This window comes from Mesorhizobium marinum (assembly GCF_040813675.1).
Taxonomy (GTDB): domain Bacteria; phylum Pseudomonadota; class Alphaproteobacteria; order Rhizobiales; family Rhizobiaceae; genus Mesorhizobium_K; species Mesorhizobium_K marinum.
Window position 1 is genome coordinate 196,448 of sequence record NZ_JBFOCI010000006.1, and the last position, 23,610, is coordinate 220,057.

A 23,610-nucleotide genomic window follows, 5' to 3' on the forward strand; every position below is an offset into this window, starting at 1 on the left:
CCTTACCTACATGTGCCGAGAACATCGGGCCGTAAAGGGGAAACCGCCTGGGACGGTTCCCGCCGCACAAGATAAGGCAGGGCAGACAGCCCCTGTCCGGGCGGCGCCTTCACGCCGCGGGCGCAGGTCCGAAGCGGATGCGGAAACGCCGGTTCTCGCGACCCTTCTTCTCGATCCTGCCGATGTGGATCTCGCCGACCTCGCCGGTCGATCGCACATGGGTGCCGCCGCAAGGCTGGCTGTCGACCGACCCGTCCGCGCCGACCAGCACCAGCCTGATCCGGCCGCTTCCGGTCGGCGGGCGCACGTTCTTCGACTTTACCAGCGTCGGGTTCGCAGCGAGTTGCTCGTCGGAAATCCAGCGCGTGGCCACCGGATGGTCGGCGCGCACGAGTTCCATCAGCCGCGCCGTCACGTCTTCCTTCGTGAAACCGGCATCCGGGATGTCGAAGTCGACCCTGCTGTCATCCTCGGAGACCGCTGCCCCCGTGATCGGGAACGGACAAACGACCGTCAGCAGGTGGCAGGCCGTGTGCATGCGCATCAGCTTCAGTCGCCGTTCCCAGTCGATCGCGAGCGCCACCCGGTCGCCGGGCTTGAGGTCGGAGTCCGTCGGCGGAACATGGATGATCTCGTCCTTGGTTTCGCCGGTGACCGTCGCCGCGACTTCGACCATCCGCCCGTCCGCGAGCGATAGGCGACCGGTATCGCCCGGCTGGCCGCCCGAAGTCGCATAGAAGATCGTTCGGTCTAGGATGATGCCGCCGCGCGCGTTGACCGCAACGACTTCGGCTTCCGCTTCGGCAAGATATCCGTCGTCGCGAAAGAGCGCCTCGGTCACGAACGCCATCAGTCGACCTTCTCGTAGGGAACCGAAATCTCGGGCGTCCGGTCCATCCAGCCCGGCACAGGCAGGTTCTTGCCGCGCAGGAACTCCGGATTGAAGAGCTTCGACTGGTAGCGCGTGCCGTAGTCGCAGAGGATGGTCACAATGGTGTGGCCGGGGCCAAGATCCTTCGCCATGCGGATCGCGCCGGCGATGTTGATGCCGGTCGAGCCGCCCAGGCACATGCCCTCCTCCTGCACGAGGTCGAACACGATCGGCAGCGCCTCGTCGTCCGGAACCTGATAGGAGAAGTCAGGCTCAAAACCTTCGAGGTTGGCGGTGATGCGCCCCTGCCCGATGCCCTCGGTGATCGACGATCCCTCGGCCTTGAGCACCCCTTCGGTGTAGAAGCTGTAGAGGGCCGCGCCGAGCGGATCGGCGAGCGCGATCTTGACGTCTCGGCTGTTCTCCTTCAGCCCGGCCGCCACGCCGGCGAGCGTCCCGCCCGTGCCCACGGCCGAGACGAACCCGTCGACCTTGCCTCCCGTCTGCGTCCAGATTTCCTGGGCGGTGGTGCGGATGTGCCCGTCGCGATTGGCGACATTGTCGAACTGATTTGCCCAGATCGCGCCGTTCGGCTCCGTTCGCGCCAGCTGCTCGGCAAGGCGGCCGGAAACCTTCACGTAGTTGTTCGGGTTCTTGTAGGGAACCGCCGGCACCTCGATCAGTTCGGCGCCGAGCACGCGCAAGGCGTCCTTCTTCTCCTGGCTCTGCGTGTCGGGAATGACGATGACCGTGCGGTAGCCGAGCGCCTTGGCGACGACCGTGAGCCCGATGCCGGTGTTGCCAGCGGTGCCCTCGACGATCACCCCTCCCGGCTTCAGCAGCCCGCGCCTTTCGGCGTCGCGGATGATGAACAGGCCAGCACGGTCCTTCACGGACTGGCCGGGATTCATGAACTCGGCCTTGCCGAGGATTTCGCAGCCGGTCTCCTCCGATGCCCGCCTGAGCCGGATCAGCGGCGTGTTGCCGATCGTGTCGATCACCGAACCGTTCATCTGCTTTCCCTTCGTACGGACATGCGCACAGCCGTCCGGTTCTAGAAACCCGCTCCCGCCGTTTCAAGGAAAGAAATTTCCCGGCCACCGCCCTCCTGGAGCACCGGCTTGCTCGGCGCCGAGCGAGCGGCGCACGACGCCGCGCGATATTGCTTTCACCGGAAGCATCGGCCATGCGAAAGTCGGCGGGAACGGACAGAGGTGCGAGGCATGGCGATCTACAGAGCCAACCCCAAGCATGGCGTGGCCTGGCTGACCGGCGGCAGCTCGGGCATCGGCAGGCGGCTGGCGCTCGAGCTCGCCGGACAGGGATGGACGGTGGCCGTCAGCACCCGCCCCGAGGATTCGATCGAGCAGGTCGTGGAAGCGGCCGCTTCCCTGCCCGGCAAGATCCTCGCCTACTATTGCGATGTCGCCGACGAGGCCGGCATGGCGACCACAGTCGAGACCATCGAACGGGAAGCTGGACCGATCATGCTCGCCGTCTTCAACGCCGGCGTCTACATCCCCGTGCATGGCGAGGCGCTGGACATGGCCAACATGCGCAAGACCTACGACGTCAACGTGTTCGGCATCCTGAACGGGCTCGTGCCGGTGGTGTCGCGCATGCGGACGCGCAACCGCGGCCATGTCGTCCTGATGGGGTCGGTTACAGGCTACTTCGGCTGGCCGACACTCGCCGCCTATGGCGCGACCAAAGCCGCCATCAACAACATGGCCGAAGCGCTGCGCTACGACTTCGAAAAGATGAACATCCGGATCCAGATCGTGAATCCCGGTTTCGTCGACACGCCGCTCGCCGCCAAGAACACGCATTTCATGCCGTTCCTGATGCCCGTCGACAAGGCCGGCGCCCGCATGATGAAGGCGATCGGTTTCGGCGGCTACGAAACGACGTTTCCCTGGCGGCTCACATGGCTCCTGAAGTTCATGCGGATGTGGCCGAACGCCACCCGCTTCGCCTTCATGAACTACGCAAGCCGCTGGCGCGGGTATCCGCTCATGCCGGGCAGGACGCGCGAGTAGAGGCGCGTCTGCGCCTGGGTCGTCCGGCCTGCGCCTAAGGCATCGTCGGCTTCGGCAGTCCCTCGCCCTCGTGCACCGGTTCGCCGTCGATCAGCGTCGCCAGCACCGTAGCCGACACGATCTCGGTCGGCGCGATCTTGGTGACGTCCTTGTCGAGCACCACGACGTCGGCCCTCTTGCCCACCGTCAGCGTGCCGGACTCTGCCTCGTCGAACGCAGCGTAGGCGCCGTTGACGGTGTAGGCGCGCAGCATGTCCATCACGTCGAGCCTGTGCTGCGGCGTCAGCACCGCCCCCTCAGGATCCTCGAAGTCCTGCCTGGTGACGCCGGTCTGGATCGCTTCCAGCGGGTTCATCGACGACACGCTCCAGTCGCTCGACCCGACGATGGTCGCGCCGGCCTCCTTCAGCGCGCCGAAGGGATACAGCCACTCCGAGCGCTCCGGCCCGATCTTCGGCTGGGTCAGGTCGACGATATACGGGTCCGGATAGGCCCAGAGCGCCTGGACCACGGGCAGGACGCCAAGCTGCTTGAAGCGCGGAATGTCGGCCTGATTGACCAGTTGCACATGGGTGATGATCGGGCGCCGGTCGCGCTTGCCGTTGGCCTGCTCGGCCGCCTCATAGGCGTCGAGCGTCACCCGTATCGCGCGGTCGCCAATCGAATGGGCGTGAAGCTGAAACCCGGCAGCGTCCGCGGCCACAGCGACGGCCTTCAGTTCCTCCGGCGTGAACAGGAGGTCGCCCGACGTGTTGGACCCGACATAGGCCTCGAGCAGCGCCGCGGTGCCCGTTTCGATGACGCCGTCAACGAACAGCTTGACCGAAGTCACCTCGAGACGCGGCCCCGAATAGGCAGCCTTCAGCTTTGTGACGCGCTCCACCGGAGACGCGTCGCCGGCCTCGACCTTGACGGCTGCCCCGACCCGCAACTTGAGCGCGTTCGCCGCTTCGGCACGCTGGTAGCCGGCCAGCATCCACTCCTCCGCCGAAGGGTCGATGATCGCCGTCAGCCCGTAGCCGATCGCCTCGGCCTGCGCCTTTTCGAAACCGGCATCGACTTGCGCCTGCGGATAGTCCGGCAGCAGGTCGGAGACCAGCGCCATCGCCTCCTCGCGCAGCAGGCCGGTCGGATTGCCCTGAGCATCGCGGTCGATGCGCCCGCCCTCGGGATCCCTGGTGCTGGCGTCGATGCCGGCTGCCTTGAGCGCCGCCGAATTGGCCCAGCCGGAGTGGCCGTCGATGTCCTCGAACCAGGCTGGCCGGTCGCCCGTGATCGCGTCGAGCACGGCGGCGTTCGGCTCCTTGTAGACGGCGACGCTCCATCCGCCGCCGCGCAGCCAGCCGCCTTCGGCGGCAGCCGCCATGGCGGGTTCGATCGCGGCGCGCAGGCCGGCCTCGTCGGCGGCTTCCGACAGGTCGATGTCTTCCGCTTGCGTGGCGCTCCAGATCAGATGGTTGTGCGAATCCTGGAAACCGGGCAGCACCAGCGCGTCCGCCGGCAGGTCGTAGACCCGCGCGCCCTTGAGGTACGGCTCGACGTCGGCCGCCGTCCCGACCGCCGCGATCCTGCCGTCGACAAGGGCGATCGCCTCGGCTTCCGGCTTGGCGTCGTCCATGGTCAGCACCCGCGCGCCGCGAAGCACGACCGTATCGGCATAAGCGGCCGAACTGAAAAGCATGGCGGCGGTGGCCGCAAGCAGACTGTACTTCCAGACCATTCCCGGCATCGCGTCCTCCCGCTTCCGATGCGCAGCAAGGTACAAGGGGGCAATGGCCGGTCAAGCCGGCCCCCCGGTCGCCAGTTGCGAAAAAAGCTTGGGCCATGTCGAATTCGGAAAACGTTGTTCGTCGAGACGACAGAGGCCGATCGACGGGCTCGACAACCCAGGGAGAAAACCGATGCGTTTCATGGTGATGGTCAAGGCGACGGAAGACAGTGAGGCCGGCGTTCTGCCGACCGAGGAACTGCTGACGGCCATGATGAAATACAATGAGGAACTGGTGAAGGCCGGCATCATGCTGGCCGGCGATGGCCTGCAGCCGAGCTCGAAGGGCGTGCGCGTCGCCTTCGACGGACCGAAGCGCACCGTCATCGACGGCCCCTTCGCCGAGACCAAGGAACTGATTGCCGGCTACTGGATCTGGGAAGTTCGTTCGCTCGAGGAGGCAATCGAGTGGGTCAAGCGGTGCCCCAACCCGATGTTCGGCCCCTCCGAGATCGAGATCCGCCCGTTCTACGAGATGTCAGACTTCGGAGAACTCGCGACGCCGGAGGTTCTCGCCCAGGAGAAGCGTCTGCGCGAGGAGTCGGAAAAGCTGGCAAGAAAAGGATAGGCCGCGCAAGACCGGCGCCCGCGCCGAGGCTATCCCTCGAACTGACTCCAACCGCACCCTCTCAAACGCCCGATCCGCGCTTCCCCTGCGCGGATCGGTTTCATGCGTTCACAACCCCGGGCCTTCACGGCATGGCCGAAGCAGTCTAGAAGACGGCCGTCAGGCGTTTCGCCGCGAGCTTTCCGTCAAGGCGGCGAAACGGACTTCCTGGCCAAGGCTGGAACATTTCGATGAACGGGGTGCGCAGGATCGGCGTGGCGATTGCGGCGGGCAGCATGATGCTCACGCTGGCGGCTTGTTCGCGCACGTCTGACGGCACCGTTGTCCTGCCGAAGGCGGCAACGATCCCGACCATCGACCTGGCGCCCGCGGGCCGTTTTGTCCCCTCATGGATGAAGCGTAACGAACCGACCCGGGCGGCGCACAACTTCCCGCCGGCGCCCGAGAAGAAGACCCCGCCCCGGCGCAAGACCCAGGCGCCCGTCGTCTCCTCGGGATCGGGTAACCTGGCGTGCAAGACCGTCAACGACGGCACGCGCGTCCGGATGGTGTGCTCCTAGCCGCGCGCGATCGACTTCTCGGGAACGCCAATGCGGCGTCGGGGCTGGCTTTGGCGGACCCGATGGCCTATGAGCGGCAATGTCAAACGATCGCTTTGATGTTCCGGTCGCCGTAAAGTTCGGTTCGCCGGTCCAGGAAAAAGTTCTGCGGACGGCGCAGGACGCTTCCGACTTCCTTCTCAACAACTGGCCCGGAAAGAAGAGCCCAAAGCACCGGGCCGCCCTGCAGGCGTGCCACGACTGGGCGGCAGGCACAAAACCGGCCATGACGGCGCGTCGGGCGTTCCTGGCGGCCGCCCGCGAAGTCGACGTCGAAATCGTGTCATGATGCGTCGCTCCCGCGCGCCGGGAACCGGCGGCGGGTACGGGCAACGCTCCCTAGCCTAGGCTTCCTCCGACTTTTCGGATTCGGCCGTTTGCTCGGCCTTGGCGCGCTCGCTCTTGGCGGCCTTCGCTGCGGCCTTCTCAGCCTTCTTGGCGGCCTTCTGCCGCTCGCGTTCCCTGCGTTCGTGATTGTAGTTCGGCGCCCGCGCCATGCCTTCTCCTTCGATCATTGCTGGAATAGCGGGCAGCTTACCGGGCCCATCCGGGATGTTCAACCGACCGGCCGGATGCGCAGCAACCTTTGCACCGCCCGCCGCCCGTGCTACCCGTCTGCGCCGCCAACGGACAGTCGCCCAAGCTCGATGACCAAACCCCGCAACAAACTCGCTTTCGTGTCGTCGGACACAGAGGATGCGCGCTCCGCCGCCTCCACGCTGATCAAGCGCTACGGACAGAATCCTGTCGATGACGCTGATGTCGTCGTGGCGCTCGGCGGCGACGGTTTCCTTTTGCAGACGCTGCGCGAGACCATGAGCACCGGCAAGCTCGTCTACGGCATGAACCGCGGCACGACGGGTTTCCTCATGAACGAGTTCCGCGAGGAAGGCCTCTTTGAGAGGGTTGCGGCGGCGCAGTCGGAGACGATCCGGCCACTGGAGATGGAGGCGCAGAGCGCGACTGGCGAAACGCTGGGCGCGCTGGCCATCAACGAGGTCTCGCTCTGGCGCCAATCCTACCAGACCGCGAAGATCCGTATCTCCATCGACGGCAAGGTCCGGCTCGACGAACTGAACAGCGACGGCGTCATGGTCGCGACGCCGGCGGGCTCGACCGCCTACAACCTCTCGGCCTACGGCCCCATCCTCCCGCTCGACGCACCCCTGCTGGCGCTGACGCCGGTCAGCCCGTTCCGCCCGCGCCGCTGGCGCGGTGCGCTCATCTCCAACAAGGTGGTCGTTCGCTTCGACATTCTGGAGCCCGACAAGCGACCGGTGAACGCGGCCGCCGATCACGCCGAGGTGAAGTCGGTGATCTCGGTCACCGTCAGGGAATCGCAATCGAAGACCGCGACGCTGCTGTTCGACCCCGGCTACTCCTGGAACGAGCGTATCCTGGCCGAGCAGTTCCGCTACTAGCGCGGCGGAATTTTCCGGCGATTAACGCTAGGCGCTAATCATATTTCACGTCGCACCCCTGACATTACGGCCATTTAAGTTGACATTCCGCAGGGTTGCGCATATCGCAATGCACACTAAGCAGGCGCGCGGCGCCTGCCGCGGCTCCCTCCGAGAGCGGCGCTGAACCAGCCAAAAGCAGCCAGAGATTTGTCAGTAGACACCACGACCGCTCAAGAAGCGTTGACATTCGCAGACCTCGGCCTTTCGCCGAAGGTCCTTTCCGCAGTCACCGACGCCGGTTACACCAAGCCGACGCCCATCCAGGCCGGCGCTATCCCGCATGCGCTGATGGGCAAGGACGTGCTCGGCATCGCCCAGACCGGGACCGGCAAGACCGCCGCTTTCGTGCTGCCGATGATCACGCGCCTCGAAAAGGGCCGCGCCCGGGCACGCATGCCGCGCACGCTGATCCTCGAGCCGACGCGCGAACTCGCCGCGCAGGTCGAGGAAAACTTCGTCAAGTACGGCAAGAACCACAAGCTCAACATCGCGCTCCTGATCGGCGGCGTGTCCTTCGACGAGCAGGACAAGAAGCTCGAGCGCGGCGCCGACGTGCTCATCGCCACGCCTGGCCGCTTGCTCGACCACCGCGAGCGCGGGAAGCTGCTGCTCAACGGGGTCGAAATCCTGGTCATCGACGAAGCTGACCGGATGCTCGACATGGGCTTCATTCCCGACATCGAGCGCATCTGCGAGATGATCCCGTTCACGCGCCAGACGCTGTTCTTCTCGGCGACCATGCCGCCCGAGATCACCAAGCTGACGGAAAAGTTTCTGCACGCGCCGGTCCGCGTCGAGGTGGCCCGCGCCGCCACCACCGCATCCACAGTCACACAGCGGCTGGTGAAGTCGGCGCCCAAGCCTTGGGACAAGCGCGAGGTCCTGCGCAACCTGATCCGCGCCGAGGCCGACGAGCTTAAGAACGCGATCATCTTCTGCAACCGCAAGGTCGAGGTTTCCGACCTCTACAAGTCGCTCTTGAAGTACGAGTTCGACGCCGGCGCGCTGCATGGCGACATGGACCAGCGCGCCCGCATGGCGATGCTGGACAGCTTCCGCTCCGGCAAGCTGAAGCTGCTCGTCGCATCGGACGTCGCGGCGCGCGGCCTCGACATTCCCGACGTCAGCCACGTCTTCAATTTCGACGTGCCGATCCACGCCGAGGACTACGTCCACCGCATCGGTCGTACCGGGCGCGCCGGACGTTCCGGCAAGTCGTTCACCATCGTCACCCGCAGCGACACCAAATATCTCGACGCGATCGAGAAACTGATCGGCCAGAACATCGAGTGGCTCGACGGCGACCTCTCCACCGTCGTTGCCAGCGAGAGCGACGACGAAGCGCCACGCCGTGGGCGCGGCGCTCCGCGCCGGGCCGGCCGCAAGGACGAGGGCGAGCGCAAGCGCGGCCGCAGGGAATCGCCGGCGAAACCCGCCGAAGAGATGCTGGCCGACGCCGAGGCGCCGGCAGCCGAAGCCGTGCCCGAGCGCAGCGAGCGCAAGGATGCGATCAAGGCCGACAACGCCGCCCGCGGCTCCAGGAGCGGCGGCGCCAAGGGCGAGCGTTCCGACAAGCCGAGGAACGACGACCGCCCGCGCCGCGAGGACAGGCGTCGCCGCGACGACGACCTCAATGACGGGACCGTCGGCTTCGGCGACGACATGCCGGCCTTCATGCTGATCGAGGCGAAGGTCTGACCGACCGCCACCGGACATGAAAAAAGCGGCCAGTGGCCGCTTTTTTTTGCGATGCGCCCGGCCTCAGGTCAGCGGCGACAGCTGGATCTCGACGCGGCGGTTCTGTGCCCTGCCCTCGGCGGTCGAGTTTGGCGCGATCGGACGCGATTCGCCAAATCCGGTAACCGCGAAGCGACGGGAATCGACGCCCTGCGCGGACAGATAGTTCGCAACCGAAAGTGCGCGGCGCTGCGACAGGTCGAGATTGTGCTGGTCGCTGCCGGTGCTGTCGGTATGGCCGTACACGTCGACGACGGTCCGCTGGTAGCGGTTCAGAACCTTGGCCACTGAATTCAGCGTAGGATAGAAGCTCGACTTCACCGCGTCCTGGTCGACGGCGAAGGTGATGTCGGACGGCATGTTCAGGATCACCTGGTCGCCGACGCGCGTGACGCTGACGCCGGTTCCCTGCAATTCCGCGCGCAGGTCGGCCTCGTTCTTGTCCATGGTCGCGCCGATGGCGCCGCCGGTCAGCGCGCCGAGGCCGGCGCCGATCAGGACAGCGTTGCGCTGCGCGTTCTTCGAGCCGCCGACCGCCATGCCGGCCAGAGCGCCCAGACCCGCACCGATCGCGGCGCCGCCTGCCGTGTTGGAAACCTTCTGCTCGCCGGTATAGGGATCGGTCGAGCACGCGCCCAACAGCGCGGCAGCCGCAAGGGCGGCGATCATCTTCTTGGTCATCAGGTATCCCCTCTCGGTTTCCTCAGTGCGACCGTTCCGTCGCTGCCCTTCCCCCATGCCTTGTACCGCCAAATACGGCAAAAAGCCGACGAGGCGCGCTCTGGCGCCGGTCGACCGCAAGGGCCGACGTGGCAGATTGCATATGGTGTCCGGCCTGTCGCCCGGAAAATCGATGCCCGCCTGAAATTCTTTCAGCCACATCTGCCAGCGCGAGCCGACGCGGCGGGTCGGCGGGCAAGGCGGCCGGTCAGTAGGAGCGCGGCGGGACGAACAGGCAGATGGTGCGCGAATCGTCCGCGCCGGCTACCGAGCACCAGTGGTACTCGCCATCGGGGGAGTTTTTCAGCCGCGTGTCCGAGTAGGTGACGACCTCGCCGGTCCCCTTGATCACGTAGCCTTCCGGCCTTTCGCTGATTTGACGGGCAGACACTTCGCGGCAGTCGTAGCCGGAACAGCAGGAAAAGGGATAGGACCAGCCCTGCGGCTTGGCCGCGGTCGGCAACGCGTCATGCGCCGCCGCCGAGAGCAGCGGAACTCCGGTCAAGGCCGTGGCCGCAATGCAGGGAACGAGAAGACTGTGGAGGGTCCGGCGGACCGGATCTGTCGGGTGGTAAGACATGGCTCAGTCCTGTCAAAACGAGTTCGTCAAGCCTTCGCTTGCCCGTCCAGGACCGTGTCTTCCCATTCGCCGGCTCGTCAGCCGCTGATATGCCGCGTCCGGCTGCGATTTTCTCTCGCTCCTCCCGCTCCACAAGGGTGCGCCGATTCGTCAGCCGGCACAATTGGCTTCGTCCGAGCGAAGCCTGACGCCAGATGCCGACATGTACAGGCCTCAGGCTGCGCCGGCATCCTTAACAAGAAGTAAAAATGCGAGGCCTACGCTAGTCCAGGTCCGCCACCGGCTGGCCGCTGCCGCCCTCGATGCGCTGCGAGAGCGACGCCTCCATGAACTCGTCGAGGTCGCCGTCGAGCACGTCCGACGGGCTGGTGTTCTCCACTCCGGTGCGCAGGTCCTTCACCAGTTGGTAGGGCTGCAGAACGTAGGAGCGGATCTGGTGCCCCCAGCCGATGTCGGACTTCGACGCCTCGGTTGCGTTGGCCGCGGCCTCGCGCTTCTTGAGCTCTTCCTCGTAGAGACGCGAGCGCAGCATCTCCCACGCCTTGGCGCGGTTCTTGTGCTGCGATCGCTCGGCCTGGCAGGCGACCGCGATGCCGGTTGCCAGATGCGTGATGCGCACTGCCGAATCCGTCGTGTTGACGTGCTGCCCGCCCGAGCCAGAGGCGCGGTAGGTGTCGATGCGCACGTCGGACTCGCTGACCTGCACGTCGATCGAATCGTCGATCACGGGATAGACCCACACGCTGGCGAAAGACGTGTGGCGGCGCGCGTTGCTGTCATAAGGCGAGATGCGCACCAGGCGGTGCACGCCCGATTCCGTCTTCAGCCAGCCATAGGCCTTCTCGCCCTTGATCAGCACCGTGGCCGACTTGATGCCCGCCTCCTCGCCGTCATGGACCTCCAGAACATCGACCTTGAAGCCGCGGCGCTCGGCCCAGCGGGTGTACATGCGCAGCAGCATGGAACCCCAGTCCTGGCTCTCGGTGCCGCCCGCGCCGGCATGGATTTCCAGATAGCTGTCGTTGCCGTCGGCCTCGCCGGACAGCATGGTCTCGATCTGGCGCGCCCTAACCTCGCCCGACAGCGAGCGGATCGCCGCCTCCGCTTCCTCGACGACGGAGCGGTCGTTCTCCTCCTCGCCGAGTTCGATCAGGCCGATATTGTCCTCGAGCGCCTGGGTCAGGCCGCGCACCGCCTTGACGCCGTCCTCCAGCGTCTGGCGTTCACGCATCAGCTTCTGGGCTTCCAGCGCGTCGTTCCAGAGGGAAGGATCCTCCGCGCGGTTGTTCAGGTAATCAAGTCGCTTGAGCGCCTGATCCCAGTCAAAGATGCCTCCTCAGCAGGCTTATGGCCTGCTTGATTTCGTCGACGAGCTTTTCGGTTTCCGCGCGCATGGCAGGAATGGACTTTCTGTCAGATCGTTGAATCGGCGCGGACCATAGGGAGGCGACCCGCGCGTGTAAAGCCGCCGCCGTCCGATCGCGCCGAAATGGCGCGGCCGGCGCAGCCGGGCTAGTAGAGGCCGCCGCCGCCCCCCTGGATCGCGCGGCTCGCCGAAGGCGAAAGGTCCTCGCCCATCGTACCGTCGGCGTCCATGCCGATCACCCAATAGGTGTCGGCCGGCCCGGTGCCGGGCTTGAAGGCTTCCATGATGGTGCCCGCCTCGCCCTCGCTGGCGCGCATGCCGGTCTTGCGGTTGATGGCGATGAGCGTCATCCCCTCGGGCACCTGGAACTCGGTCGGCGGCGTGTCCTTCAGTGCCTCGGCCACGAACTCCTTGAAGATCGGCGCGGCAAGGCCGCCGCCCGTCGAGCCCTTGCCCAGCGTCCGCGGCTGGTCGAAGCCGAGATAGAGACCGACCACCAGGTTCGGCGTGAAGCCCATGAACCAGGCGTCCTTCTCGTCGTTGGTGGTGCCGGTCTTGCCGGCGATCGGCCGGTTGAGCTCCTTGAGCGTCGTCGCCGTGCCGCGCAACACCACGCCCTCCATCATCGAGGTGATCTGGTAGGCGGTCATCGGGTCGAGAACCTGGTCGGCGTTGTCGACCAGTTCGGGCTCCGCCTGGTTCTCCCAGTCGGCGGCCACGCAGCCTTCGCACCCGCGCTCGTCGTGCTTGTAGACGGTCTTGCCGTAGCGGTCCTGGATGCGGTCGATCAGCGACGGCTTGATCTGGCGTCCGCCGTTCGCCATCACCGAATAGGCCGAAACCATGCGCATGACGGTCGTCTCGCCGGAGCCCAGCGCCATCGGCAGATAGGGCGCCAGATGGTCGTAGACGCCGAAACGCTCGGCGTACTCGGCCACGATCTTCATGCCCATGTCGTGCGCGAGCCGCACGGTCATCAGGTTTCGCGACCGCTCGATGCCGGCCCGCAGCGTCGAGGGTCCGGCCGACTTGCTGTCATAGTTCTTCGGCGACCAGGTCGTGTTGCCCGAGGTGATGGTGATGGGCCCATCCATGATGACGGACGCCGGCGTGTAGCCGTTGTCGAGCGCCGCGGCGTAGACGATCGGCTTGAACGCGGAGCCCGGCTGGCGCATGGCCTGCGTGGCGCGGTTGAATTCCGATTGCGAGAAGGAGAAACCGCCCACCATCGCCAGCACGCGGCCGGTGTGCGGGTCCATCGCCACCATGCCGCCCGACACGGCGGGAACCTGGCGCAATTCATAGGCGGCGCCTTCCTTCTTCTCGACATAGACGACATCGCCCGGCTTCAGCACGTCGGCGGGAGAATTCGCCTTGACGCGGCGGCCGTCAACGACATGGCGCATGGCGAAACTCATGTCCTCCGTCGACACGGTGCCAGTCTCGCGTTCGGCCGAGAGAGCGCCGGAAATCTCGCGGCTCGGCTGCAGCCCGATCGACAGGCCCGCATCGGAGCTTTCGAGGACCACCGCCAGGCGCCATTCGGGCACGTCGTCGAGATCCTTGACCTCGCCGAGCGGCACGCCCCAGTCGGCGCCGAGTTCGATCTGCTTCACCGGGCCGCGGTAGCCGCGCAGCCTGTCGTATTTCAGCAGGCCGTTCTGCATCGCCTTGCGGGCGATCCGCTGCAGATCCGGGTCGAGCGTCGTCCGCACGGACAGGCCGCCCTCGTAGAGCGCGTTCTCGCCGTAGCGCGAGATGATCTCGCGGCGGACTTCCTCGGTAAAATACTCGCCGGCGAACAGGTAGCTGCCGGTGCGGCGCGGCTTCACGCCGAGCGGGCCGGCCTTTGCCTTGTCGCCTTCCTCACGCGACACGTATCCGTTCTCGACCATCTGATCGATGACCCAGTTGCGGCGCTCGATGGCGCGCTGGGTATGGCGGAAGGGGTGGTAGTTGGACGGCCCCTTCGGCAGCGCGGCGAGGTAGGCTGCCTCGGCGACCGTAAGCTCGTTCACCGACTTGTCGAAGTAGGTGAGCGCCGCGCCGGCCACGCCATACGCGTTGAGGCCGAAGAAGATCTCGTTGAGGTAGAGTTCGAGTATCCGGTCCTTGGAGAAGGCCTGCTCGATGCGGAACGACAGGATCGCTTCCTTGATCTTGCGCTCGTAGGTCTGGTCCTTGGTCAGCAGGAAGTTCTTCGCGACCTGCTGGGTGATCGTCGAGGCGCCCTGGCGCGCGCCGGTCTGGATGTTGTTGACGACGGCGCGGAACAGGCCGGCGACGTCGATGCCGGGATGCTTGTAGAAATTCTTGTCCTCGGCCGACAGGAACGCGGCCTTGACGCGGTCGGGCACCGCCTGGATCGGCAGATAGAGGCGCCGCTGGCGAGCGAACTCGCCCATCAGCGCGCCGTCGGAGGCATGCACGCGGGTCGTCACAGGCGGCTCGTATTTCGAAAGCACCTCGTAGTCGGGCAGGTCCTTGGCCAGCCCGCCGATAACCATCCACACGCCTGCCGCCGCAAGCAGTGCGAAGGCCACGCCGATGCCGAAGAAATAGCCTAGAAGTCGAATCATACCCGCTCCAATGCCAGCCCGGGGGACGACTGCATGAGCGCGTCAGCGCGCAGGCATGCCCGCAAACGGCACATTCCATATCCTCCGACCCTTGATCCGCCGATGTGTAGAAATTGCGGCGGCACGGCCTGCCGGAGGCAGTTCTGTTCGATTAATACGGCAACTGTGGTCGATGCGCCACTGGAACGCGCCACATGGGCCACCGAAACCTCGACCAGGCGCGGCCCGCTCAACCGTCCCCGCCGGTCGACGTCGCAAACATCTCGATCGCCTTGGAAATGCTGCCGGCGGCCTTGCCGCGCCATTCGGCGCTTTTCAGCTGCTCCTCGTCTTTGGCGTTGGAGAGGTAGCCGAGTTCCAGCAGGACAGACGGCACGTCGGGCGCCTTCAGCACCTTGAACCCGGCGAAGCGGTGCGGATTGTTGATGAGGCCGACGGTGCTCGACAGTTCGCCGACGAGCGAGCGGGCGAAACGCATGGAGAAGCTGTGCGTCTCGCGCTTGATGAGATCGACGAGAATGTCGGCCACCTCGTGGTTTTCCTCCTCGACAACGATTCCCGCGAGTTGGTCGGACAGGTTCTCCCGGTCGGCGAGCGCCTGAGCCTCGGCGTCGGAAGCCTTTTCCGAAACGGTGTAGACCGTCGCGCCGCGAATCTTCTTGAGGCGGATGGTGTCGGCGTGGATGGAGATGAACAGGTCGGCTTCATGCTCCCTGGCGATGCGCACCCGGTCGTCAAGCCGCAGGAATTCGTCCTTCTCGCGGGTCATGAAGACGTTGTAGCGCCCGTCAGCGCGCAGGCGGTCGCGCAATTCGGTGGCGAATGTCAGCGTGATGTCCTTCTCGACCGTACCGCTCGGCCCGGCCGCGCCGCCGTCGATCCCGCCGTGCCCGGGATCGATGACGATGGTGAAGCGCTGGCCATCGCGGCCTGTCCTGAGGCCCAGCCTTTCGCTTTTCGGCGTGACCTGCGTCGACGCCGTGGTCTGGGCCTGGACCGAGAGGGCGTCGTCGAACGCCCGCTGCGACGCGGCGACAAGGTCGGCGACCAGCCGGAAGCCGCGCGAGGATTCGTTGGGCAGAATGTCGAGCCTGTCCACCACGAACGGCCCCTTGGCCTCGATGATCAGGCGCGACGTCTTCGCGTCGACCTGGCCGTAGCGGACGTTTCCGACCAGCCCCCTCGCCTTCAGGTCGCCGGGATTGATCGCCAGCCGCGCGCCCGGGACGTCGATCACCAGCCTGTGCGGCGCCCGCAGCAGGAACCAGCGCGGCTCGGGCTCGCTGTCGAAATTGACCACCACGCGCATTCGCGCTTCGTCGCCCGCCATCTTGAAGTCGTGCGCTTCGAGCGCGAAGGACGGCGCGCGCGCCGTCAACAGGAGGACGAGCGCCAAGAAGGCCGCCGCGGCAAGCGCGCGCCACATGCTTCGGTGCTCGTCTGCTGAACTCATTACAGTGTCCTTGCCCCATGTTCTGCGGCTCGCGGGGTGCCCATCCTCGCCGGCGGATAGGCTGCACATACTGTTAACGAGTGGTATCCAGATAAGGTTAATCAAGCCTTTCATGCGGTTGCCGGCGCACTGCATCGATTGCCGGCATCAGAAATCAGGGTTGCCTAAAACCTCGCCAAATCATAAAAGCGATGCTGGATTACCGCAATGCCCGGACCCACCCCGCCGCTCCCAAAGGTTAGTCACGGCGGACCCAAGGCGGCTCCAATCGTAACCCAGCGATCGTGGCAGAGGTTGTCCCTAAGGATTTCGTCAGGGCGTCCGGTGGCGCGGAGCCCTTTCGCAAACAAATACGGCCGGATGCGTAAGTTCCGTGCCGGCTCTTCGTGAGCAAAAAAGCTGGTCCGGCGCCGCCGGGCTTAGGTTCAAAGGTTCCGCAAGGGAAGCGATGGCTTCGAGCGCAATCACGGAAAGGTCCGCAAGACACCGCGCCGGTTCGGCTGCGGGCGGTACCGCTGTGGCGTTACGCCAGGCCCGGGCGGACACATTTTCCGGCACCTCATCAGACGCAGGGCGGCGAAGGCTTTCTTCACCGGCGCTTCGGCTGGCGGCTGCCGGAGGGAAAACTGATAATGCCCAACAAGATGCTTATAGACTCCTCCCACCCGGAGGAAACGCGGGTTGTCGTCGTACGCGGTAGCCGCATCGAAGAATTCGATTTCGAATCACAGGACAAGAAGCAGCTCAAAGGAAACATCTATCTGGCGCGGGTTACCCGCGTAGAGCCGTCCCTTCAGGCTGCATTTGTCGAATATGGCGGGAACCGTCACGGCTTCCTCGCCTTCAGCGAAATTCACCCCGACTACTACCAGATTCCGGTCGCCGACCGTCAGGCGCTGCTGCGCGCCGAAGCGGAGGAGCACGAGGATGAGGACGAGGACGGCGAAGAACGCAGCCGGGGCCGGCGGCGCCGCCGCGGCGGCCGAAGCCGCGACCGCGGCGACGAAGCGGTCAGCGCCGTCGCAGGTGCCGACTCAAGTGCGACCTCGCCGGAAGGCATGGCGGACGATGCCGACATGCACGAGGCCGAAGGAGCGTCGGACGAAGCCGGGAACGTTGAGGCGCACGAAGACGTCGAAGACAGTGTGACCATCGAGGCCGCCCCTTCCGAGGCGACCGACTCCGAGCCGGTCGAAGCGGCGACGGAAGAACTGACTGCGCGGGAAGACGAGCATCCGGTCGACGCAGAGGGCGACGACGACGGCCGCAAGGGCGATCCGACATCGATCGCCGCCGAAGTCGAGCTCGACGTCGTCAGCGAGAAGCTACCCGAACCGACCGAAAGCGAAGGTGCCGTCGAGGACACCCAGCGGTCCGGCGGCGACGACCACGACCATGACCATGAAGTCGAATCCGTCGGCGCCGAGGACGCCCTCGACGAGGTTCGCAACCGCCGCAAGCCGCCGCGCCGGCACTACAAGATCCAGGAGGTCATCAAGCGCCGCCAGATCCTGCTCGTGCAGGTCGTCAAGGAAGAGCGCGGCAACAAGGGCGCGGCGCTGACCACCTATCTGTCGCTGGCCGGCCGCTACTCGGTGCTGATGCCGAATACCGCCCGCGGCGGCGGTATTTCGCGCAAGATCACCAACGCCCAGGACCGCAAGCGGCTCAAGGAGGTCGTATCCGACCTCGAGGTTCCGCAGGGCATGGGCGTCATCCTGCGCACGGCCGGCGAGAGCCGCACCAAGGCCGAAATCAAGCGCGACTACGAATACCTGATGCGCCTGTGGGACAATGTCCGAGAGTTGACGCTGAAGTCGACCGCTCCGGCCCTCGTCTACGAGGAGGGATCGCTCATCAAGCGTTCGGTGCGTGACCTCTACAACAAGGATATCGACGAGATTCTCGTCTCCGGCGAGGACGGCTACCGCGAAGCCAAGGACTTCATGCGGATGCTGATGCCGAGCCACGCCAAGGTGGTTCAGCCCTACCGGGAGACCACCCCGCTGTTCGCGCGGTTCGGCGTCGAGGCGCAGCTCGACAAGATGCTGCAGCCGCAAGTGACGCTCAAGAGCGGCGGCTACATCATCATCAACCAGACCGAGGCGCTGGTATCGATCGACGTCAACTCGGGACGCTCCACCAAGGAGCATTCGATCGAGGAGACGGCGCTCCACACCAACCTCGAGGCAGCCGAGGAAGTCGCCCGGCAGCTGCGCCTGCGCGACCTCGCCGGCCTGATCGTCATCGACTTCATCGACATGGAGGAGAACCGCAACAACCGTGCGGTCGAGAAGCGCCTCAAGGATCATCTGAAGAACGACCGGGCGCGCATCCAGCTCGGCCGCATCTCGCATTTCGGGCTGATGGAAATGAGCCGCCAGCGCATTCGCGCCAGCGTGCTGGAATCGACCATGAAGCCGTGCCCGCATTGCGGTGGTACCGGCCATGTGCGCTCCGACTCGTCGGTGGCGCTGCTGGTCGTGCGCGCCATCGAGGAATTCCTGCTCAAGGATTCCCGCAACCACATCGTAGTCCGGACGCCGGCCTCGATCGCGCTCTATGTGCTCAACCACAAGCGCAGCACCCTGGCCGAGCTCGAGGCCAAGTTCGGCCTGACGATCACCATCGATGTCGACGAGACGGTCGCCGCCCAGCACTACGTGATTGCGCGGGGCGCCGTCGCCGAGAAGCCGGAAGGCTTCCAGGAGCGCCAGTTCCTGCCGGTGGTCATCGAAGAGGAAGACGACGATCCCGAGATCGAGATCGAGGCGGACGAAGAGGCGCCGGCCGACCAGCGGCCGCAGCAGCGTCACGCCGAGGGCGGCGAGGAAGGCGGGCGCAAGCGCAAGCGCCGGCGCCGCCGCCGCGGCGGCCGCGACCGCGACCAAAACGGCGAGCGTGACGGCGAGCATGAAGCGCGCGCCAACCCGGCCGTCGATCCGGAAGCGGGCGACGAGGACGGCGTGACCACGGAGGCAGACGCCGAAGCCGATGGGGACGCCGAAGCTGTCGCGGCCGAAGCGCCCGCCTCTGCCGAGGACGGTCACAAGAAGCGCCGGCGCGGCAAGCGCGGCGGCAAGCGCAACCGCAAGGATGGCGAAGGCGCTCAGGCGGACGCCGAAGGCGCGGAACACGGCGCGGACGACGCCGGTGCGGGGGCCGTCGTCGCTGCAAACGACGGTGCCGTGGTGGAAAGCCTGTCCGTGGTTGAGGAAACATCCGTGGTCGAAGAGGCGGCAGCCGCCGATGCGGTCGCGGCCGAACCGGCGGCGGAGGCGTTAGCCGAAGTCGCCCCGGAACCCGCCGAAAAGCCCAAGAAGCCTCGCCGGGCGTCGCGGTCGAAGAAGGCCGCCGCCGCGGAGGAAGCCGCCGCAGAAGCCGTCAAGGCCGAAGCACAGCCGGCTGTCGCCGCCGACGACCCTGCGGCGGCGCCCGAACCGGCCCCTGCCGAACAGGCGTCTGTCGAACCGGTCGCCGAAGCGAAGCCGGAAACCGTGCGCGCCTCGCGCCGGCGCACGGCAAGCGCGGAACCGGCGGCCGCCGTCGTCTCGTCGACCGCCACCGAAGGCGAACCGGCAGCCGAGCAGCCGAAGCGCACCGGTTGGTGGCAGAAGCGCAGCTTCTTTTGATAGGCGGTCCTGCGCCTGATGGCGCGGGACGCGGAGCATGCAAACGTCCTGCCGGGGAAACCCGCGCAGGACGTTTTGTTTTTGCGGAAGTGGCGCGCGCCGTCGTCGGCGCACTCAATAGGTCAGGGCCTCAGAGAATCCGGCCGGTCCAGTCGACGATCGCGACAGCGGCCTCTCCGAATGCCGCATCCAGGGCCGAGACATAGGCGTTGTTGCCCTCGCCCGGCACCGGCGCCGTCGCGGTAAAGACCTTTTCCGCGCGGACCACGCCGTTGCGGTCGTTCAGCAACCGGACGAACAGTTCGACATTTGCATGCGCACCGCCGTCCACGCGAACCTCGAACGAGCGGATCTCGACGATCACCTGATAGTCGATCGCCAGCCCTTCGCCGGGCCTGCCGACGCCCTTGAACTCGCCGGAACGCTGGAACGTCTCGGCAAGCCTGGCCTGCACCACCTTCGGCAGTCGGTCGGCCCATTGGGCGCCCTTGAGGTACTGGATCGATCCGGGAGCCGGCGCAATGACGATGTTCTGGCCGTCCAGCGCCTTCAGCGCGGAGGGTTCGGCGATCAGGATCTGCCGGTAGCTGCGCCCGCGCCCGTCGCCGGCGGCCGGTGCAGTCAGCTCATAGGTGTCGAGCGGCTTCGATCCGCCGCCGAGCAGAGCGCAGCCCGACAGGATCGAAAGGGCCAAGGCGCCCGATATCAGCGCGACTGGTCTCACCATGCCCCCACGCAACGGCCGCACGCGGGCGGCCAATCCCTCGACAGGTTTCATGCGGGTGCTGTCCATCAAAGTCAACGCCGCGCGCGTCCGTCGTACTGGCGAACCGTGCCGTCTCCGCCGGTGATAAGGCGCTGCGGATTGCGTTCGAGGTCGCTGATGGCCTGCTCGATACGGTTGATCGAGCGGCGGCTGTCCTGCACCAGCGCCTCTACGTCGCGCAGCCCCTGCCCGGAGAACCGGCCGAGCCCGTCCATGATGCCCGCCAGGCGCGAGTTCAGGGTCTCGGCGACCTCCCGGAACGCCTTCAGCGTGGCGCTGGCGTCGGCCATCACGCCCTCGGCCTCGCCCGAGCCGAGCAGCTTGTCTACCTTGACGAGGATGCCGTCGACGCGGGTCGAGGCGGCGTTCAGCCGGCCGGATATCTCCCTGGCGTCGCTGATGATCTTGTCGACGTCTTCGGCGCGCGGGGCGAGCTTGTCGGTGAACCGGGCTATGTCCGTCGCCGCCTTGTCGGCGCTCGCGCTCGCCTTGGCGATGTCTGCGAGCGCCATCCGGACCGTCTGCGGATCGACGCCGTCGAGCACGCCGTCGACCTTGGTCAGGGTCTGCCCAGCCTGCCGGGCGAAGTCGTTGATCGTCGCCACCGCTTTGTCGACGCCGCCGACGATCTCGTCGAAGCGGTCGCTCTGCTCCTTAAGGCTCTGGGTGAACGTCTCCACGTTGCCGACGATGTTCTCGATTTTCTGGCGATCCACCGAGTTCAGCAGATCTTCGGCCGCCTTCAGCGTGCCGTCGAGCTTGCCGGATACGCCTGCCAACTCCTCGGAAAGGGCGGACACGCTCGAGAGGAACTTGTCGATGCCGTCCGAATTGTCGGCCAACGCCTTGGAGAACGTCTCGACGTTGCGGGCTGTCTGGGTCAGCGGGCCGCGCACCTCGCGCGTGAACGTCTCCAGGTCGTTCAGCACGTTGTCGGCGCGCGTGAAGATGTCCTGCGCCGTCTGCAGGAGGTTCGTCACTGCCGAGGGATTGGCGACGATCTCGGCGATCCTGTCCTCGGCTTCCGCCTCGTCGAGCAGGTTCGGCTCCTTCGGGTCGGCTCCCTTGAGTTCGATGTTTGCCTGTCCGGTCAGGCCCGCGATGCCGACATCGGCCTGCGTGGATTTGGTGATCGGGGTCAGCCTGTCGATCTCGGTATCGGCGATCGCCACCGTCGGATTGAGCACGTCGATGTAGACGCGCCGGACGTCGCCGACCTTGACGCCGTTGAACAGCACCGCGCTGCCACGGCCGAGACCCGAAGCAGAGCCCGGAATACGCACGCGCAGCGTCGTCGTCTCGCCGCGATCGCCGATCGCCGAGGTCCAGTAGACGAACAGGAACGCGGCGACGATCGCGACGACGGTGAATATCCCGACGATGACGTAGTTGGCCCTGGTTTCCATTCCACCCCTTATGCTTGCGTCCCGACCCTACCCGCGCGCGGCGAGGTCGAGCTGCCGAGCGCGCTTGCCCCTGAAGTAGGACTTCACCCAGGGCTCCTCGCTCGCCAGCATGTCCTCGATGCTGCCCTGCACGAGTATCCGCTTCTTGCCCAGAACCGCGACGCGGTCGCAGGCGGAAAACAGGCTGTCGAGGTCATGGGTCACCATGTAGACCGTCAGTCCCATCGTGTCGCGCATCTTGACCACGAGTTCGTCGAATTCAGCGGCGCCGATAGGATCGAGACCGGAAGTCGGCTCGTCGAGGAAGACGATCTCGGGATCGAGCGCCAGCGCGCGCGCCAGCGCGGCGCGCTTGATCATGCCGCCCGAGAGCTCGCTTGGAAACTTCCTCGCCGCATCCAGCGGAAGGCCCACCAGTTCGATCTTGAGCAGCGCCAGTTCGTCCATCAGCTGCTGCGGCAGGTCGAGATACTCGCGCATCGGCACCTGGATGTTCTCCAGAACGGTAAGGGCCGAGAACAGGGCGCCGTGCTGGAACAGGACCCCGATGCGCATGTCCACCCGCAGCCGCTCGGCTTCGCTCGCCTTGTCGAGATCGACGCCGAACAGCATGATCGTGCCGGAGCGCTTCTTGGTCAGGCCGAGCACGGTGCGCAGCAGCACCGACTTTCCGGCACCCGAAGCTCCCACGAAGCCCAGGATTTCACCCCGCCTGACGTCGAGGGAGAGGTTCTCGAGCACCACGTTCTCGCCGAAGGCCACCGTCACGTCGCGCACGGAGAGCACGACCTCGGATTCGGCCTGTGTGGGCTTGCCGTTGGGCAACTCGATGTCGGCAACGTCGCTCATCGGCGCCCCTAGAAGTCGATCGCCGCATAGAAGACGGCAAATGCGCCGTCGAGGATGATCACCACGAAGATCGACTTCACCACCGAAGCGGTGACGTGGCCGCCGAGCGATTCCGCGCTGCCGCCGACCTTGAGCCCCTCGACCGCGCCGATGATGCCGATGATGAGCGCCATGAACGGCGCCTTGATCAGTCCGGCGAAGATCGTGGACACATCGATCGCCACGCGCAGGCGATCGATGAACTGGATCGGCGGAATATCCGAATAGGCCCAGGAGACGAGGATGCCGCCGCCGAGCGCGGCGAAATTCGCGAGGATCGACAGGCATGGCAGGGCTATGACCAGCGCCACCAGTCGCGGGAAAACCAGCACGCCGATCGGGTTCAGCCCGATCACGGTCAGCGCGTCCACCTCCTCGCGCATCTTCATCGAGCCGATTTCGGCGGTGATGGCGCTGCCTGATCGGCCCGCCAGCATGATGGCGGTCATCAGCACGCCCAGTTCGCGCAGCACCAGGATGCCGACGAGGTCGACGACGAAGATGTCGGCGCCGAAGTAGGAAAGCTGGTAGGCGCCCTGCTGGGCGATAATGGCCCCGACGATCGCCGACATCAGCACCACCACCGGGATGGCGCCGACGCCCATCTTGTCGATCTGCGCGAAGATGGCCGCCAGGTTGATGCTGTGCCCGCGCCCGAGCTTCATCTGGCCGCCGCGGATTGTGGCGCCAAGGATGTTCATGCCCGCGAGGAAGTCGTCACGCAACTCGTAGACGCGCTCGCCGATCTTCGCGAAGACCGCCACGACGATGCTGGAGCGGCGTACCTGCCTCGGTTCTTCGCGCGCCTCGGTCGCCGCCTCGACGGCGCCGAGTAGGATGCCAGCGACCTCGTTCTGGCCTTCGATGCGGGCCTCCAGCCCCTTGGCGCGCGCCGCGACCAGCAGGCGCTGGATCATCCAGGCTCCCGCCGTGTCCATCCTGCCGACGCCCGAAATGTCGATCACCAGCGAGGCAAATCCGTTGCGCGCCGCAAGCGCGCGCATCGCCTTGTCGACGGCGGCGACACGGCGCGTCGTCCAGTTGCCGGAGAGCCGGCAGACCAGGGCGCCGCCGTCTTCCCGGGTCTCGACACGGGGCTCTGGATTGGGCGCCTGCCCCTCGCCTTTGCCGACATCCAGTTGGGCGTTGATCTGCATGGTGAATCGTCTTAACCC

General features: G+C 66.0%; 20 protein-coding genes. 7 read left to right on the forward strand and 13 right to left on the reverse strand.

Annotation, left to right across the window (positions count from 1 at the left end):
- Positions 1 to 109 precede the first annotated feature (109 nt).
- Both ABUE31_RS18765 and ABUE31_RS18770 read right to left on the reverse strand, forming a co-directional pair.
- The gene (locus ABUE31_RS18765; RefSeq protein WP_367725242.1) at positions 110 to 850 is read right to left on the reverse strand and encodes an alanyl-tRNA editing protein; all 741 of its coding nucleotides are present in this window, start codon (positions 848 to 850) and stop codon (positions 110 to 112) included.
- Entirely contained in the window at positions 850 to 1,884 is a 1,035-nt protein-coding gene (locus ABUE31_RS18770; RefSeq protein WP_367725243.1) for a cysteine synthase A, read from the reverse strand. The genes ABUE31_RS18765 and ABUE31_RS18770 overlap by 1 nt, the downstream gene beginning before the upstream one ends.
- Positions 1,885 to 2,094: 210 nt before the next feature.
- On the opposite strand from ABUE31_RS18770, the gene ABUE31_RS18775 reads away from it, so the two are divergent.
- Positions 2,095 to 2,910, forward strand: a complete 816-nt coding sequence (locus ABUE31_RS18775) for an SDR family NAD(P)-dependent oxidoreductase (RefSeq protein WP_367725245.1) — start codon at positions 2,095 to 2,097, stop codon at positions 2,908 to 2,910.
- Positions 2,911 to 2,944: 34 nt separating this feature from the next.
- Here the strand turns inward: ABUE31_RS18775 and ABUE31_RS18780 are convergent, their stop codons facing one another.
- Positions 2,945 to 4,639 carry an amidohydrolase gene (locus ABUE31_RS18780; RefSeq protein ID WP_367725247.1) on the reverse strand — a complete coding sequence of 565 codons (1,695 nt, stop codon included), beginning with the start codon at positions 4,637 to 4,639 and terminating at the stop codon, positions 2,945 to 2,947.
- A 172-nt stretch (positions 4,640 to 4,811) separates the two neighbouring features.
- Between ABUE31_RS18780 and ABUE31_RS18785 the strand changes: the two genes are divergently transcribed.
- The 3 genes from ABUE31_RS18785 (at position 4,812) to ABUE31_RS18795 (ending at position 6,134) form a co-directional block, all read left to right on the forward strand.
- Positions 4,812 to 5,246 (forward strand): YciI family protein, encoded by a 435-nt coding sequence (locus ABUE31_RS18785; protein ID WP_367725248.1) that lies wholly within the window; start codon positions 4,812 to 4,814, stop codon positions 5,244 to 5,246.
- Between the two features lie 230 nt (positions 5,247 to 5,476).
- Positions 5,477 to 5,806 (forward strand): hypothetical protein, encoded by a 330-nt coding sequence (locus ABUE31_RS18790; RefSeq protein ID WP_367725250.1) that lies wholly within the window; start codon positions 5,477 to 5,479, stop codon positions 5,804 to 5,806.
- 79 nt (positions 5,807 to 5,885) lie between these two features.
- Complete coding sequence (locus tag ABUE31_RS18795; protein ID WP_367725252.1) at positions 5,886 to 6,134, forward strand: DUF982 domain-containing protein; 249 nt, start codon at positions 5,886 to 5,888, stop codon at positions 6,132 to 6,134.
- 55 nt (positions 6,135 to 6,189) lie between these two features.
- On the opposite strand, the gene ABUE31_RS18800 is transcribed toward ABUE31_RS18795, so the two are convergent.
- Positions 6,190 to 6,342, reverse strand: a complete 153-nt coding sequence (locus ABUE31_RS18800) for a hypothetical protein (RefSeq protein WP_367725253.1) — start codon at positions 6,340 to 6,342, stop codon at positions 6,190 to 6,192.
- A 150-nt stretch (positions 6,343 to 6,492) separates the two neighbouring features.
- Here ABUE31_RS18800 and ABUE31_RS18805 point away from each other — a divergent pair, with 150 nt between their 5' ends.
- The gene (locus tag ABUE31_RS18805) at positions 6,493 to 7,266 is read left to right on the forward strand and encodes an NAD kinase (RefSeq protein ID WP_367725255.1); all 774 of its coding nucleotides are present in this window, start codon (positions 6,493 to 6,495) and stop codon (positions 7,264 to 7,266) included.
- A 189-nt stretch (positions 7,267 to 7,455) separates the two neighbouring features.
- Complete coding sequence (locus ABUE31_RS18810) at positions 7,456 to 9,006, forward strand: DEAD/DEAH box helicase (RefSeq protein WP_437344151.1); 1,551 nt, start codon at positions 7,456 to 7,458, stop codon at positions 9,004 to 9,006.
- A gap of 63 nt (positions 9,007 to 9,069) precedes the next feature.
- On the opposite strand, the gene ABUE31_RS18815 is transcribed toward ABUE31_RS18810, so the two are convergent.
- The 5 genes from ABUE31_RS18815 to ABUE31_RS18835 all read right to left on the reverse strand — a co-directional run bounded on the left by ABUE31_RS18815 (position 9,070) and on the right by ABUE31_RS18835 (position 15,743).
- Complete coding sequence (locus ABUE31_RS18815; RefSeq protein ID WP_367725259.1) at positions 9,070 to 9,726, reverse strand: YiaD family glycine zipper/OmpA-like lipoprotein; 657 nt, start codon at positions 9,724 to 9,726, stop codon at positions 9,070 to 9,072.
- A 247-nt stretch (positions 9,727 to 9,973) separates the two neighbouring features.
- Positions 9,974 to 10,345 carry a hypothetical protein gene (locus tag ABUE31_RS18820; RefSeq protein WP_367725260.1) on the reverse strand — a complete coding sequence of 124 codons (372 nt, stop codon included), beginning with the start codon at positions 10,343 to 10,345 and terminating at the stop codon, positions 9,974 to 9,976.
- Between the two features lie 262 nt (positions 10,346 to 10,607).
- Positions 10,608 to 11,739 (reverse strand): peptide chain release factor 2 gene (gene prfB / locus ABUE31_RS18825; RefSeq protein WP_367725261.1). Its coding sequence is split into 2 segments (ribosomal slippage): positions 10,608 to 11,672 and positions 11,674 to 11,739, totalling 1,131 coding nucleotides; the frame shifts between segments, so codons are not numbered across the junction.
- Positions 11,740 to 11,857: 118 nt separating this feature from the next.
- On the reverse strand, positions 11,858 to 14,290 hold the full coding sequence (locus ABUE31_RS18830; RefSeq protein WP_367725262.1) for a penicillin-binding protein 1A: 2,433 nt from the start codon (positions 14,288 to 14,290) through the stop codon (positions 11,858 to 11,860).
- A 229-nt stretch (positions 14,291 to 14,519) separates the two neighbouring features.
- Entirely contained in the window at positions 14,520 to 15,743 is a 1,224-nt protein-coding gene (locus ABUE31_RS18835) for an N-acetylmuramoyl-L-alanine amidase (RefSeq protein ID WP_367725263.1), read from the reverse strand.
- A gap of 632 nt (positions 15,744 to 16,375) precedes the next feature.
- Here ABUE31_RS18835 and ABUE31_RS18840 point away from each other — a divergent pair.
- A complete protein-coding gene (locus ABUE31_RS18840; protein WP_367725265.1) occupies positions 16,376 to 19,375 on the forward strand; it encodes an Rne/Rng family ribonuclease in 3,000 nt (999 codons plus the stop codon).
- Positions 19,376 to 19,505: 130 nt separating this feature from the next.
- Here the strand turns inward: ABUE31_RS18840 and ABUE31_RS18845 are convergent, their stop codons facing one another.
- From ABUE31_RS18845 to ABUE31_RS18860, 4 genes are read right to left on the reverse strand one after another with little or no spacing between them, the layout of a single operon-like run.
- Positions 19,506 to 20,153 carry an ABC-type transport auxiliary lipoprotein family protein gene (locus tag ABUE31_RS18845; RefSeq protein WP_437344152.1) on the reverse strand — a complete coding sequence of 216 codons (648 nt, stop codon included), beginning with the start codon at positions 20,151 to 20,153 and terminating at the stop codon, positions 19,506 to 19,508.
- Between the two features lie 20 nt (positions 20,154 to 20,173).
- Positions 20,174 to 21,547 (reverse strand): MlaD family protein, encoded by a 1,374-nt coding sequence (locus ABUE31_RS18850; protein WP_367725266.1) that lies wholly within the window; start codon positions 21,545 to 21,547, stop codon positions 20,174 to 20,176.
- Between the two features lie 27 nt (positions 21,548 to 21,574).
- Complete coding sequence (locus tag ABUE31_RS18855; protein WP_367725267.1) at positions 21,575 to 22,396, reverse strand: ABC transporter ATP-binding protein; 822 nt, start codon at positions 22,394 to 22,396, stop codon at positions 21,575 to 21,577.
- Between the two features lie 8 nt (positions 22,397 to 22,404).
- A complete protein-coding gene (locus tag ABUE31_RS18860) occupies positions 22,405 to 23,592 on the reverse strand; it encodes an MlaE family lipid ABC transporter permease subunit (RefSeq protein WP_367725268.1) in 1,188 nt (395 codons plus the stop codon).
- Positions 23,593 to 23,610 lie beyond the last annotated feature (18 nt).

Excerpts from the sequence above, each read along its gene's own strand:
- ABUE31_RS18765 (WP_367725242.1), bottom strand. The coding sequence starts at position 850 with ATGGCGTTCGTGACCGAGGCGCTCTTTCGCGACGACGGATATCTTGCC.
- ABUE31_RS18770 (WP_367725243.1), bottom strand. The coding sequence starts at position 1,884 with ATGAACGGTTCGGTGATCGACACGATCGGCAACACGCCGCTGATCCGG.
- ABUE31_RS18775 (WP_367725245.1), top strand. The coding sequence starts at position 2,095 with ATGGCGATCTACAGAGCCAACCCCAAGCATGGCGTGGCCTGGCTGACC.
- ABUE31_RS18780 (WP_367725247.1), bottom strand. The coding sequence starts at position 4,639 with ATGCCGGGAATGGTCTGGAAGTACAGTCTGCTTGCGGCCACCGCCGCC.
- ABUE31_RS18785 (WP_367725248.1), top strand. The coding sequence starts at position 4,812 with ATGCGTTTCATGGTGATGGTCAAGGCGACGGAAGACAGTGAGGCCGGC.
- ABUE31_RS18790 (WP_367725250.1), top strand. The coding sequence starts at position 5,477 with ATGAACGGGGTGCGCAGGATCGGCGTGGCGATTGCGGCGGGCAGCATG.
- ABUE31_RS18795 (WP_367725252.1), top strand. The coding sequence starts at position 5,886 with ATGTCAAACGATCGCTTTGATGTTCCGGTCGCCGTAAAGTTCGGTTCG.
- ABUE31_RS18800 (WP_367725253.1), bottom strand. The coding sequence starts at position 6,342 with ATGGCGCGGGCGCCGAACTACAATCACGAACGCAGGGAACGCGAGCGG.
- ABUE31_RS18805 (WP_367725255.1), top strand. The coding sequence starts at position 6,493 with ATGACCAAACCCCGCAACAAACTCGCTTTCGTGTCGTCGGACACAGAG.
- ABUE31_RS18815 (WP_367725259.1), bottom strand. The coding sequence starts at position 9,726 with ATGACCAAGAAGATGATCGCCGCCCTTGCGGCTGCCGCGCTGTTGGGC.
- ABUE31_RS18820 (WP_367725260.1), bottom strand. The coding sequence starts at position 10,345 with ATGTCTTACCACCCGACAGATCCGGTCCGCCGGACCCTCCACAGTCTT.
- ABUE31_RS18830 (WP_367725262.1), bottom strand. The coding sequence starts at position 14,290 with ATGATTCGACTTCTAGGCTATTTCTTCGGCATCGGCGTGGCCTTCGCA.
- ABUE31_RS18835 (WP_367725263.1), bottom strand. The coding sequence starts at position 15,743 with ATGAGTTCAGCAGACGAGCACCGAAGCATGTGGCGCGCGCTTGCCGCG.
- ABUE31_RS18840 (WP_367725265.1), top strand. The coding sequence starts at position 16,376 with ATGCCCAACAAGATGCTTATAGACTCCTCCCACCCGGAGGAAACGCGG.
- ABUE31_RS18845 (WP_437344152.1), bottom strand. The coding sequence starts at position 20,153 with ATGAAACCTGTCGAGGGATTGGCCGCCCGCGTGCGGCCGTTGCGTGGG.
- ABUE31_RS18850 (WP_367725266.1), bottom strand. The coding sequence starts at position 21,547 with ATGGAAACCAGGGCCAACTACGTCATCGTCGGGATATTCACCGTCGTC.
- ABUE31_RS18855 (WP_367725267.1), bottom strand. The coding sequence starts at position 22,396 with ATGAGCGACGTTGCCGACATCGAGTTGCCCAACGGCAAGCCCACACAG.
- ABUE31_RS18860 (WP_367725268.1), bottom strand. The coding sequence starts at position 23,592 with ATGCAGATCAACGCCCAACTGGATGTCGGCAAAGGCGAGGGGCAGGCG.